Origin of the sequence: Nonomuraea solani, from assembly GCF_900108335.1 — a bacterium.
GTDB classification, from domain to species: domain Bacteria; phylum Actinomycetota; class Actinomycetes; order Streptosporangiales; family Streptosporangiaceae; genus Nonomuraea; species Nonomuraea solani.
Map to the genome: position 1 here is coordinate 20,218 of NZ_FNVT01000011.1, position 11,760 is coordinate 31,977.

The window sequence follows — 11,760 nt, forward strand, 5'->3', positions numbered from 1 at the left end:
AACGCCGCCGCCTCCGTCTGGAACAACAGCAGCAAGAAGGTCCGCGTCTACTTCAACACCGGACACACCGGCACCTTCCAGGACTTCGCCCCTGGCGCCAAGGCCAACCTGAACGCCACGCTCAAGAACCAGAACGCCTCACACCAGTTCGCCCCGTCGTCGACGCCGACGCCGACCGGGTGCAAGACCGACGGCACGGACACGAAACTGCCCACGACGATCCTCGTGTACCGCAAGTCCCTCGATCGCGTGGAGCGGGTGGAGTTCAAGACCTACGTCAAGAACGTCCTGCCCAACGAGTGGATCACGAGCTGGCCGAGCGAGTCGCTCAAGGCCGGGGCGATGGCCGTGAAGAACTTCGGCTGGTACTGGGCGCTGCACTCCAACCGTAAGACGTCCGACGGCCGGTGCTTCGACGTCTACGACCACACGTCGAGCCAGGTGTACAAGCCCGGCTCCGCCAAGGCGGTGACGAGCGCCGCCGTGGACGCGACCTGGGGCGCCCGGCTGACCCGCAGCGGGAAGATCTTCCGAGCCCAGTACTGCGCCACGACGACGGCGTGCGGCAACTGGGTCAACGGCGACTGGATGTCGCAGTACGGCTCGCGCGACAAGGCCAACGCGGGCTGGAGCTACTCCAGGATCCTCAAGCACTACTACACGGGGATCGTTCTCGGCTCCTGATCTTCTCCGACTTGAATTCCCCGCCGTACCGCGCACGGCGGGGAATCAGAGTTCGCCGACGATGATCTGGAAATTGATCGGCCGGCTTCCAGGGAACGCGACCGTTCCCGAAGCGTCGACCATCTTGAACCGTACGTAGCACAGGCCCGGCTTCCTGGGCGTGGTGACGTCGGTCCGGATGTCGACCGTCTCGCCAGGTTCCGTGTCCTCAATGGGCACGTCGGAGATGGTCTGACAATGATCGGCACGCTGCGTGGGGTCGAGGCGACGCAGCGAATATCCCTTCCATGGCACGTTCCCGGCGTTCTTGAGCCGCCACACCTTGGGCATGGTCTTACCGGGAGCGACGCGGGTGCAGTCGGCGAGCGTGACGTCTTCGACGAACACCGCCGCATCGCCCTTGTGCAACGGCGGGGCCCAGGGCGGATTGGTCACGCGCACCGGGCATTCGGCCGGGGCCGCCGCGGCGATCGATGGACTGCCGGTCGGGTTCGTGCTGGGTCGGCTGGGCTCGGAGCCGCGATTGACGGTGACCACGACGATGACCGCCGCCGCCCCGAGGATGACGGCCGCCGCCACCAAGGCGACCGGCCGGCTCAGCCATAATCGCCCCGACGATGGGCGCGGCGGCTGGACGTCGGGGGCGGGCGTCTCGCTGCCGATCTCCACGGTACGAAGGTCCACACCGCCGGTGACGGAGGCCGCGAGTCCGTCGGCCGATCGGTCCGCCGAGGGACTCCCGGCGCTGACCGATCTGACCGCCAGGTTCGCCGCCTCCCAGCGTTCGCGGTAAGCGGCGGGGTCGGCGTCGCACACCTTGACGAACTCGACGGTGGTCTCCCAGCTCGGGAGCCGATTACCCTTCGTGGCCTCGTGCAACGTCGTGTGAGAAATGGCCCCCGACCTGCCGGACATCTCCCGGAAGGGCGGGTTGCCGACCGCGTTGCGCAGGTCACGAAGGGCCTCCGCGAAGTCTTCGATCATCTCCGCCCGTGCACGCGTGTCGTCCACCGTGCGAAGGTAACAGCACCCACTGTCTTCACTCAACTCAAACCGGACCACTTGTCGGACATTTATCGATTTATCCGGACAATGCGCTATAAATGGTGCATTTTATTGGGCGGAAAAGAGCTCCCCGCACCGGCCTCATCCCAGAAGCAGGACCAGCAGCAGTCCCGCACCGAGCACGAAGTCCAGCACGCCGCACCATTCGGCGAACGACCGGGCGACGACCTTGTTCGCGCGCCAGTGGAAGGCGTCCCACGTGGCGTGGCCGAGCAGCCCGGCCGCCACCAGGTAGCCGCCGACCGGGACGGGAACCGCCAGCACCAGCAGGCCGAAGGCCATGAAGGCGACGGCGCCCGGTGACTGCAGCGCGTACACGCCGGGCCTGCGCAGCCGGCCGTTGATCAGCCCCACCGCGACGAGGACGATCACGACGAGTGCCAGCGCCGGCCACGGGTCGAGCTTGAGCAGGCGCATGACCACGACCGTCGCCAGCGCCGCGATCACCACCGCCCAGGTGATGCGGGGCCGGTCGACCACCGCGAGGAACAGGTAGCCCGTGGCGGGCAGGACGAAAATGATCAGGTACTCCAGGCCGTCACCGACGTCGGAGAGGCTGATGGCCGCGGCGGCGAGCGCCAGCCAGGTCGGCCAGCGGCGTCCTATCGCGGACACCGCGCGCAGCCACGCAGGCCGTCTGTCTTCTTGGGAGTGTGTTGTCATGGCCACACCGTGATCCGCGCCCCGCGCGGGGCACCACCGTCGCGGCGAGACAGGTCCGAAATCGTGGGATGCCGGTCCTCCGGACCGCGGTCAGCCCGTGGACGGCCGTTCCGCGGCGATCGTCGCCCCTTGGTCCTGCCACCCCCGCCCCCAACTGATCGCGGCGGGGACGGCCACGAGCGTCGCGGCCACGCCCGCGAGCGCGATGGCCGCGCCGGATCCGAGCGCGTCGGCGAGCACACCGGCCGCCAGCGCTCCCAGCCCCTGGACCGTGATCACTCCGGTGGACATCACACCCAGCCCCTGAGCCCGGACCTCGTCGGGGATCCTCTGTGCGAAGCTCGCCCCTAATTGGGTGTGGTACGCCATCGCGAACGCGCCGGAGAGCGCGAACAACGCCATGGACGCCACCAGGGGCAGATAGAGGAACCCAAAGAGCAGCGGGATCCCGGCCAGCACCGCGAGCACCCCGATCAACCGCACGCGCCTCTCGCTGGGCACCCACCGGGTGAAGACCAGGGCCCCGATCACGCTGCCCGCCGGATCGCTGGCCATGATCAGGCCCACGGCCACCGCACCCTCACCCAGGCTCGTCGCGTACGGGGCCGCCAGGGCTTCGGGGGTGACGTGGAAACCGCACAACCAGGCCAGCAGGGTGAGCGTACGCAGGACGGGATCCTTCCAGATCACCGCCATTCCGCCGCCGGCCGTCGTACCCACGGCCCCGTTCCGGTCCTTCGGCCGCGCCGCCGGGCGGTGCGACACCCCCCACCAGACGGCCCCGGCAGAAAGCGCGAAGGTCGCCGCGTTCAGCGCCAGGGCAGTGGAAGGACCGATGAAGGCGACCAGCGCGCCACCACCGGCGAACCCGGCCAGTTGCGCGGACTGGATCGTGATGTGGCGAATGGCCAGCCCCACGACGTATTTCTCGCCGGTCAGCACATCGGCCAGCATCGCGAGCTGCGCCGCCTTGAACGGCCCGTGCAGGGTGACCATCAGCGCCAGCAGCACGCACAACACCCAGAACGGGGTGCCGGGAATGGCCATGGGCGCGACCAGGGCGACGCGAGCGAGGTCGGTCACGATCATGACATTGCGCCGAGGGTAACGGTCTGCCAGACCCGACAGGAGCAGCCCGCCCACCAGCGACGGCAGGTAGGTCAGCGCGTAGGTCAGCCCGGTCAGCCCCGCCGACGCGGTGCGCTGGTAGACGAGTACGGCGAGCGCGACCCGGGCCAGTTGGTCACCGGCGACGGACGTGAGCTCGGCCAGCCACATCGCCCGGAACTCGCGCATCGCGAATACCGACGCATAGGTAACTTCTTTTTTCACCTGTCGAGTCTGCCGAAACCCCAAAAGCGGGGCGGACGTTTCAAGAAACAGCGAACATTTGAGAACCGCCCGCGAACTAACCGGCGTGCTAATGTCCACCAATTGTCAGGTCGATTTAATGGAAAGAAGGGGAGACGTCATGAAGCGTGGCAAGGACCAATAGTCGCGACAGGCATCCTGGGCGGCCTGAGCCGTCCAGGATGTGTCATCGGGGGCTGCCGGCGCGCCGGGCGACGTAGACGGTGATCCCGAAGACGACCAGGGCTCCGCACACGCTGCCCGCTAGCGGACTTCGTACCGGAGATGGGTCACGCCTGGCGCCGGGACGGCCTCGATCAGGCGCAGGTGCACGTGCTGGGGCAGCGCCTGGAAGAACGGGCGGCCGCCGCCGAGCAGGATCGGCACCTGGTGCAGGATCACCTCATCGACCAGGCCCGCCTCCAGCGCGGAGGCCAGCACACCACCGCCCATCAGGCCGACGTCCTTGCCACCGGCCGCCGCCCGGGCCGCCGCGATCGCATCCCGGATGCCGGTGGTGATCAGCGTCTGCCGCTCGGTGATCTCCGGCGCGTACCGGTGGCTGAGGATGAACGGCCGGGCCGCCGGGTGGGGGCTGCCGCCGCCGAAGTGGTCGGAGTCCTCGTACGTGTTGCGCCCGATCACCAGCGCACCCACCCGCGCGGCGGCCGCGTCGAACACCCGGGCACTGGGCTCGCTCAGCTTGAAGCCGTCGAAGACCTGGCTGGGCGTGTCGCCGTTGAAGTACCAGTCGAACAGCATCGTCCCGTCGCCGAGACCGTGCCCCGCGCCGGGACCGTGGCCGGTGATGAAGCCGTCGACCGATACCGAGTGGGCGCTGATGACCTTGCTCATGTGCCTGATCCTTTCGGGGTTCCTTGAGGAGACCCCATGACCATAGCATCCTGAGTTCCCTCAAGGAACCCCATCGGCTTTCCGGCCAGATGGGTTCCGCGCGTGCGGCGGCGGCGCGGATGGCCGGACCGTCGATCGCGAATTCGGCCGCGTCGAGCCCCGCACCCGGTCACGAGCACGTCAGCGCGACCCGCCCCGGAGGCGGCAGCGGCCAGGCCCACAGCCTCATGACGATGTCCACAGATGGCTCAGGCCCGCTGCTGGTAGAACTCTCGAACCGGAACAGAATCGGACCGATCCCCCCACGCAACCCCGTCTCGTCGTCCTGGGCGACCTCGGTCCCGTCCGCGAAGCGCAGCCCGAACCGCAGGCCGTCGCCTTCTCCGGGCACATCCCGGCCATGCGCCTCCACCTCGATCATCCGCGGCGGCATCCAGTCGTCCCCGGGCGTTTTCGACATGCTCAAAGCATGAGCCGCCCGGCTCGCCGGCGAAAGGTCGAATCCTTCGGCGATCCTTGAAATGAATTTCGTCAAGGGTGAGAAATGCAGAGCATTTAACTGGAGAGAGGTGGCGGTCGAGGAGCTCCTCCAGGGCAGGACGCCTGCCGGAAGCGGCTGGAAAGCAGGCGTTGACGGCAAGGCGCTCACCGATGCCTTCGTCGCCCGCCAAGGCGGACTGGTGCCTTCACCGACCCGGTGAAAATCGTTTGCGTCGCGGGGGCGGGCTCCGGGAACGTTGTGCCCATGAGGCACTAACGGACAGCAGTCGCCCATTCGAGATGCCACGGCGCCGATTCGCGCCGTGATGCCGCCTGCCCACACCCTGTTCCGCGAAGAGAGCGTCCTTGTCTCAGCACCATTCCCCGCTGCCGTCCGCCCCGGCCACGGTCACCGTGTTCGCCTCCCCCGATAGCTGGATCGAGTCCGATGCCGTCGCGCAGTGCCACCAGGTGGCCGCCCTCGACGGCATGACGCACGTCGCCGCCATGCCGGACCTGCACCCCGGTAAGGGCGCCCCCATCGGCGCCGCCATGGCGTCGACCATCCTGTACCCGTTCCTGGTGGGCTCCGACATCGGCTGCGGCATCGCCGTGTTCCCCATCAAGCTCAAGCGCGCCGTACCCGAGAAGCTCGCCGCCCGGTTCCCCGACCTCGACCGCGCGCTGGACCCCGAGCAGGATGCCGACGACCCGGCCTGGGCCGTCGTCAAGGGCGACATTCCGGCCGGTCACGTCGAGGGCCTCGGTACGGTCGGCCGGGGCAACCACTTCGTCGAGCTGGCCCGGATCGGGACCGTCTTCGAGCCGGACCACGCGACCCGTCTCGGGCTTACCGCCGGCGACCTGGTCCTCGTCGTCCACAGCGGTTCGCGGGGGCTGGGCGAACGGATCCTGCGGGCGCACACCTCGCTGCACGGCGCCGGTCCCGCTCCTGATCCCGGCGCCTACCTGGCGATGCATGACGACGCCGTACGCTGGGGCTCGCTCAACCGGCGGCTGATGGCCGCCCGGGTCGCCCATGCCCTGGGGGCCGAGCCCACCGAGCCGATCGTCGACCAGTGCCACAACCTGGTCGAGGTCCGCGACGGGATCTACCTGCACCGCAAGGGAGCGGCACCGGGTGACGGCCGCGACGTGCTCATCGCCGGTACGCGCGGCACCCCCTCCTACCTCGTGGCCGCCCACGCCGGGCCGGACGCCGGCCATTCCGTGGCGCACGGCGCGGGCCGCAAGATGTCGCGCGCGGACGCCCTGCGCCGGGGCAAGGCCAAGCACACGGTCGAGGAGCTGCGCCGTACGCCGGTGGGGTCGCTGGTGGTGTGCGGCGACCGCCAGCTGCTGTTCGAGGAGGCGCCGACGGCGTACAAGCGTATCGAGCAGGTGATCAACGACCTCGTCGACCACGACCTGGCCACGCCCGTGGCCACCACGATCCCGCTGGTCACCTACAAGACCGCCGACCTCGGTTCCACGCCCCGCAAGCGTCGTGGGCGAGGCCGCTCGTGAGCGTCCATCTGCTGCTGTCGGCCGGGCGCGGCCCGCAGGAGTGCGCCTGGGCACTGGCCCGGCTCCTGCGCCGCCTGGAAACCGACGCCACCCGGCAGAGCCTGCGCACCCACCGGGCCGAGACCGTGCCCGGTGACCGGCCCGGCACCTACCGCTCGGCCCTGATCGAGATCACGGGAGCCGGCGCCGAGGCGTTCGCCGCCTCGTGGACGGGCACCCTGTGCTGGCAGGCCCCCAGCCCGTACCGGACCGGCATCGGCCGGAAGAACTGGTACGTCACCGCCCAGCCGTGCCAGGTCGACACCCCGCGCACGACGTTCGCGGAAGCGGACGTCGACATCGTCGCCTGCCGCACCGGCGGCCCGGGCGGCCAGCACCGCAACAAGGCCAGCACGGCGGTACGCGCGACCCACCGGCCCTCGGGGCTCGTCGTCGTGGTGGACACCGAGCGCCGGTTCAGCCTCAACCGCCGCATCGCCCTGCGACTGCTGCGAGAGCGCATCGAGCACGGCGACGACGTGGCGGAACGCGACCTCACCACCGCCCGCTGGCGCATCCACGACGACCTCGTACGCGGCGACCCCACCCGCGTCGAACGCCCGGAAGCCTAGGCGAATGGCGTTGGCTCGCCCCCGTCCTCGTCGTGGTCTCCGTGCGGATCGGCCCCGACGGCCGGAGTCATAGGGCCGTCAGACCGCCCGCGCGATGCAGATGCGGGCGTTCAGACGTGGTCCCGCCTCGTAGAACATGTACTCCACGCCGTCCATGGTGCCGAACGACGGCGCCGCCGCTCTGCCGTTGTCCGACGCGATCGGGGAGTGGAAGACGCCGAGGTGGGTCTCCCTGTCGAAACCGTCGCCGACCTCCGTGATCCGCATCCTGCCGTCGTTGCCGTGGTAGGCCACGTAGGTGGTTCCGTTGCGCTTGACGAGGGTGGCGCCGGAGATGTCGGTGACGCCGTCGGGCTCGGGGTTCACCAGCGGGGTCGCGCTGAACTGCCAGCCGTCCCAGCCGTTGGGCGACCAGCCGTAGAAGATGCGGCGGCCGTTGCGTACACCCATGAAGATCATCACGTACTTGTTGTTCCGGCCGGGCAGCCGGTGCTCGAAGACCCGGGCGTAGGAGGTCTCGGAGGTGCCGGGCACCAGGCGGGTGCTCAGGATCGGGGTCTCGTCGGTGAAGGTGACGCCGTCGGTGGAGCGGGCCACGCGCGTGGTGAAGTTCTCGCCGTGGAAGTAGCAGAAGAACTGCCGGGTGGCGGCGTCCCAGGTCACGTGGGGTGAGGACACGTGGGACACCGTGGTGGTCGGCAGGCGGTTGTCGATGATCGGGTTGCCGGAGTAGTCGTCGAAGGGGCCGTTCAGTGAGTCGGCGAAGGCCACGCAGATGCCGCCCGGGTCCTCGTGCGGGGCGTAATAGAGGTGGTAGCGCGCCCGGGGGCTGCTGAGCTTGTCGTACACGCCTCTGATGCAGGGGAAGATGAACTCCCCCGTCGGGTTGTGGCTGAGCGGCTTGGACAGCGCGTCGCGCAGGTACCGGTAGGTGGGCATCCCGGCCGGGCCCGCCGCCGTCGCCGCGTTCGCGGCCGGGCCGAGCCCCAGGCCCGTGGCCACGCCCGCCGCCGCGCCCAGCAACACGGTCCGCCGTCGGATTGATGGATGGGGGGTGTCCATTTCGCTCCTTCACGCTGCGTCGTGGTACGGATCCACTACGCTCGCCCCCAGCGGAAGGCCGCGTCAAGCTGCTAATACGAATTACCAAGGGAAAGTACGCTCTTGACAGCTCCGGGCGTGGTGCGGAAGATAATGCCCACCAGCCGCTTCGGATCATGGGAGGACACGTACGGTGACAGCGCTGACCCGCCGGCGAATCCCGGCGATCACGATCACCTCGAAGACCGCGTCCACCGGCTGGTCACCCAGGGAGAGCGGGCGCAGGACGTCTCCCATCGTCAGTCGATGGTCTGGGATGATTGCGACCTTGGGCTGACTTTCAGGCGCAGGGAGAACGGGTCCAGGGTCTTGGGGAGCGGGCGGTCCGGTCCGAGCTTCGGGCCGATCGGGTGGAAGTCGTACTGGCGCAGCAGCGCGGCCAGCGCCGAGACCCCGACCTGGATGCCCAGATCGGCTCCCGGGCAGCGGCCAGGGCCGCCCGAGAACGGGACGATCCACCAGTCGGCCGAGGCCCGGCCGTCGAGCCAGACCTGCGGGGTGAAGGCGTCGGCGTAGTCGATCTGGGGGTTCCTGTTGTGCACGGCGACCGGGATCACGATGTCGGTCCCGGCCGCGAGCATGGCTCCGTGCCAGCCGGTGGGCGTGGTGACGACCCGCGGCAGCGTGGGCACGAGCGGCCACAGGCGCAGCGACTCGTACAGGCAGGCACGCAGATGGTCCCGGTCACCGGCCCGCGCCCGCTCGTAGTGCTCGGGATGGCCGGCCAGCAGCGCCAGAGTGGGACCGATCACCGTCGTGCCGAGGCTCTCCAGGGCCATCAGCCAGTGCGGCAGTTGCCCGGCCGGGCAGGTGTGGGGGGTCTGAGGCGCGGTGGCGCACAGCCCCGCCAGGCTGCCGTCGGCCGCCACCGCCACGTGATAGCCGACCCCCGCCATCATGGCCCGCCGCAACCTGCGCATTCTCTTCCGCCGCCAGGGGCGCAGGCCCAGCCAGTTGCCCTCGCCGCGCAGCGCGTTGAGCGCCCCCAGGATCTGTACGTCGTCGCGGGCCGCGTCGCCGAGCACCACCCTCAGGATCGCCCGGTAGTAGCGGTCGCGCAGCCGCGCCCAGTGCACGACACCCGGGCTACGGCCGAGGATCGCGTCCAGCTCCTCCGCCATCACCTGGTCGATCCGCCGGGCCAGATCGTGGGACGCCTGTCCCGGCTGGAGCACCGCGTGGGTGAACCGGCGCCGATCCTCGCGCTCCTCCCCTCGCGAGAGCAGCAGGCCATCCGGCTGCACGGGTGAGAACCCGCGCCACTTCTCCTCCGTACGGAGGGAGAAGACCGAGTCGCTGCCGGTCAGCACCCGTTCGACGTCGCCCTGCGAAAGCAGCAGGAGCGTCTTCCCTCTCGGACCCCGCACGTAGAGCGAGCGGCCGCCGTAGCGCACGCGCAGCCTCATGCAGAAGCGGTGCGCGTCGAGCCGGGCGAGCCGCCGCGTCATCGCGGGCCGGCGGATGACGATGCCGCGGGCGAATTCCGGCAGGGAGTAGAGCAGGGAGAACGTGAGGCTCTCCAGCGCGGTCGCGTGCGGGATCTCGTGCCCCATGGAAGCCCTCCACACTTCGGGATATTACAAAGAGTAGTTAATCAATTACTATAAGTGAAGACCGAAAGGTGGTGCCCGTCCATGAACTGGGCAAAGATCGCGCGAGAGTGGCACGAGCTGCCGTTCCTGCTTCAACTGGCGGCGCTGGGCAGGATGCGGGCGGCCCTGCGCCGGCGAAACCTCCACGACACCCGTACGGCCGGCGGCGAACGGCCACCTGCCCCGTCCCAGACCAGGCCGCGTCACCGCGGCTACGACGGCTCCGGCTACGACCCCGACGATGCGGACATGGGCCGGGCGGGCACCCGGTTCGACCGCAACGCCCCACTCGGCCTGACCCATCCGGGCCCGCAGGACATGCTGCTGTCACCCAATCCCCGCGAGGTGTGCAACAGGCTGCTGACCAGGCGCGACCTCATCCCCGCCACGACGCTGAACATGCTGGCCGCCGCCTGGATCCAGTTCCAGAACCACGACTGGTTCAGCCACGGCGACAACCGCCTGACCGAGCCCATCGAAGTGCCGATCGCCGACGACGACCCCTGGCATGAGCGGACCATGCGCGTACGCCGCAGCCGCCCCGACCCCACGCCCCACACCGCGCCCGGCGCCCCGCCGACCTACGAGAACACGGTCACCCACTGGTGGGACGGCTCGCAGATCTACGGCAGCTCCGAACAGCGCTGCCGCTCGCTGCGGACCGGCGAGGACGGCCGGATGATCCTCCAGGACGGGCGGCTACCGGAGGAGACCCGCCCGGACCATGCCGGAATCGACCTGACGGGATTCAACGACAACTACTGGGTCGGCCTGGCGCTGCTGCACACCCTGTTCGTCAAGGAGCACAACGCCATCTGCGACCTGCTGCGCGCGGCGTACCCCTCCTGGGACGACGAACGGCTCTTCCAGACCGCCCGCCTGGTCAACGTCGCGGTCATGGCCAAGATCCACACCCTGGAGTGGACCCCCGGCATCCTCGACAACCGGGCCGTACGCGTGGGCATGAACGCCAACTGGTCCGGCCTGCTGGGGCCCGGCTTCCGCCGCCGCCATGGCCGCGTTGGGCGTGGCGAGGTGCTGTCCGGCATCCCCGGCTCGCCCATGGACCATCACGCCGCCCAATACTCGATGACCGAGGAGTTCATCGCCTCCTACCGCTTCCACCCGCTGCTCCGCGACGACTACCCGATCCACTCCCACCGCGACGGCGCCCTGATCACCACCGAAGAGCTGCTCCCGATCCAGGGGCGGCACACCCGGGCGGCCTTCGAGCGGCACGGCATGTCCGACTGGCTCTATTCCTTCGGCGTCACGAACCCCGGCGCGCTGACCCTGCACAACCATCCCAACGCCATGCGCGACCTGGTACGCGTCAGCGGCGAGCGCGTCGACATCGGCACCCTCGACATCCTGCGCGACCGCGAACGCGGTGTGCCCCGCTACAACGACTTCCGCCGCATGCTCCGCAAGCCGCCGGTGACCGACTTCGCGCGGCTGACCGGCAAGCCCGAGTGGGCGCGCGAGATCGAGGAGGTCTACGACGGCGACCCCGAACGCGTCGACACCACCATCGGGCTGCTCGCCGAGCCCAAACCGGCCGGGTTCGCGCTGTCCGACACCGCTTTCCGGGTCTTCGTGCTGATGGCGTCTCGCCGGCTCAAGAGCGACCCGTTCTTCACCGACCTCTACACCCCCGAGGTCTACAGCCCCGAAGGGCTGGACTGGATCGACAGGACCGGCATGACCGAGGTCCTGCTGCGCCACCATCCCGAACTCGCCCCCGCCCTCAACGGCGTCCCGCACGCCTTCGCGCCGTGGCGCGTTCCGTAAAGCTCACGTAGAGCTCACGTAGAGCTCACGGTGCCGGAGCC

At 69.4% G+C, this 11,760-nt stretch carries 13 protein-coding genes; 5 read left to right on the plus strand and 8 right to left on the minus strand.

Annotated features, from left to right (window positions below):
• Window positions 1–684, plus strand: a 684-nt coding sequence (locus C4V41_RS33455) for a SpoIID/LytB domain-containing protein (protein ID WP_200824413.1), incomplete at its 5' end; no start/stop codon positions are given.
• Between the two features lie 45 nt (window positions 685–729).
• Here the strand turns inward: C4V41_RS33455 and C4V41_RS33460 are convergent.
• From C4V41_RS33460 to C4V41_RS33480, 5 genes are all read right to left on the minus strand, one after another.
• A complete protein-coding gene (locus C4V41_RS33460; RefSeq protein ID WP_103959980.1) occupies window positions 730–1,695 on the minus strand; it encodes an NBR1-Ig-like domain-containing protein in 966 nt (321 codons plus the stop codon).
• Between the two features lie 135 nt (window positions 1,696–1,830).
• Window positions 1,831–2,364 (minus strand): hypothetical protein, encoded by a 534-nt coding sequence (locus C4V41_RS33465; RefSeq protein ID WP_103959981.1) that lies wholly within the window; start codon window positions 2,362–2,364, stop codon window positions 1,831–1,833.
• 138 nt (window positions 2,365–2,502) lie between these two features.
• Window positions 2,503–3,744 carry an MFS transporter gene (locus tag C4V41_RS33470; RefSeq protein WP_200824414.1) on the minus strand — a complete coding sequence of 414 codons (1,242 nt, stop codon included), beginning with the start codon at window positions 3,742–3,744 and terminating at the stop codon, window positions 2,503–2,505.
• A 282-nt stretch (window positions 3,745–4,026) separates the two neighbouring features.
• Window positions 4,027–4,617: a dihydrofolate reductase family protein gene (locus C4V41_RS33475; RefSeq protein WP_103959983.1), complete on the minus strand. Its 591-nt coding sequence runs from the start codon at window positions 4,615–4,617 to the stop codon at window positions 4,027–4,029.
• Between the two features lie 169 nt (window positions 4,618–4,786).
• On the minus strand, window positions 4,787–5,077 hold the full coding sequence (locus tag C4V41_RS33480) for a hypothetical protein (RefSeq protein ID WP_103959984.1): 291 nt from the start codon (window positions 5,075–5,077) through the stop codon (window positions 4,787–4,789).
• A 61-nt stretch (window positions 5,078–5,138) separates the two neighbouring features.
• On the opposite strand from C4V41_RS33480, the gene C4V41_RS60965 reads away from it, so the two are divergent.
• From C4V41_RS60965 to prfH, 3 genes are all read left to right on the plus strand, one after another.
• Complete coding sequence (locus tag C4V41_RS60965; RefSeq protein WP_146103889.1) at window positions 5,139–5,318, plus strand: hypothetical protein; 180 nt, start codon at window positions 5,139–5,141, stop codon at window positions 5,316–5,318.
• A 145-nt stretch (window positions 5,319–5,463) separates the two neighbouring features.
• Window positions 5,464–6,624, plus strand: a complete 1,161-nt coding sequence (locus C4V41_RS33485) for an RNA ligase RtcB family protein (RefSeq protein ID WP_103959985.1) — start codon at window positions 5,464–5,466, stop codon at window positions 6,622–6,624.
• Window positions 6,621–7,235, plus strand: a complete 615-nt coding sequence (gene prfH, locus C4V41_RS33490; RefSeq protein ID WP_103959986.1) for a peptide chain release factor H — start codon at window positions 6,621–6,623, stop codon at window positions 7,233–7,235. The genes C4V41_RS33485 and prfH overlap by 4 nt, the downstream gene beginning before the upstream one ends.
• Before the next feature lie 78 nt (window positions 7,236–7,313).
• On the opposite strand, the gene C4V41_RS64520 is transcribed toward prfH, so the two are convergent.
• From C4V41_RS64520 to C4V41_RS33500, 3 genes are all read right to left on the minus strand, one after another.
• On the minus strand, window positions 7,314–8,297 hold the full coding sequence (locus C4V41_RS64520; protein ID WP_103959987.1) for a glycoside hydrolase family protein: 984 nt from the start codon (window positions 8,295–8,297) through the stop codon (window positions 7,314–7,316).
• Window positions 8,298–8,450: 153 nt separating this feature from the next.
• Window positions 8,451–8,573 (minus strand): hypothetical protein, encoded by a 123-nt coding sequence (locus C4V41_RS65485; RefSeq protein ID WP_268808709.1) that lies wholly within the window; start codon window positions 8,571–8,573, stop codon window positions 8,451–8,453.
• A gap of 2 nt (window positions 8,574–8,575) precedes the next feature.
• Window positions 8,576–9,889 carry a cytochrome P450 gene (locus C4V41_RS33500; RefSeq protein WP_103959988.1) on the minus strand — a complete coding sequence of 438 codons (1,314 nt, stop codon included), beginning with the start codon at window positions 9,887–9,889 and terminating at the stop codon, window positions 8,576–8,578.
• Window positions 9,890–9,970: 81 nt separating this feature from the next.
• On the opposite strand from C4V41_RS33500, the gene C4V41_RS33505 reads away from it, so the two are divergent.
• A complete protein-coding gene (locus tag C4V41_RS33505; protein WP_103959989.1) occupies window positions 9,971–11,719 on the plus strand; it encodes a peroxidase family protein in 1,749 nt (582 codons plus the stop codon).
• Window positions 11,720–11,760 lie beyond the last annotated feature (41 nt).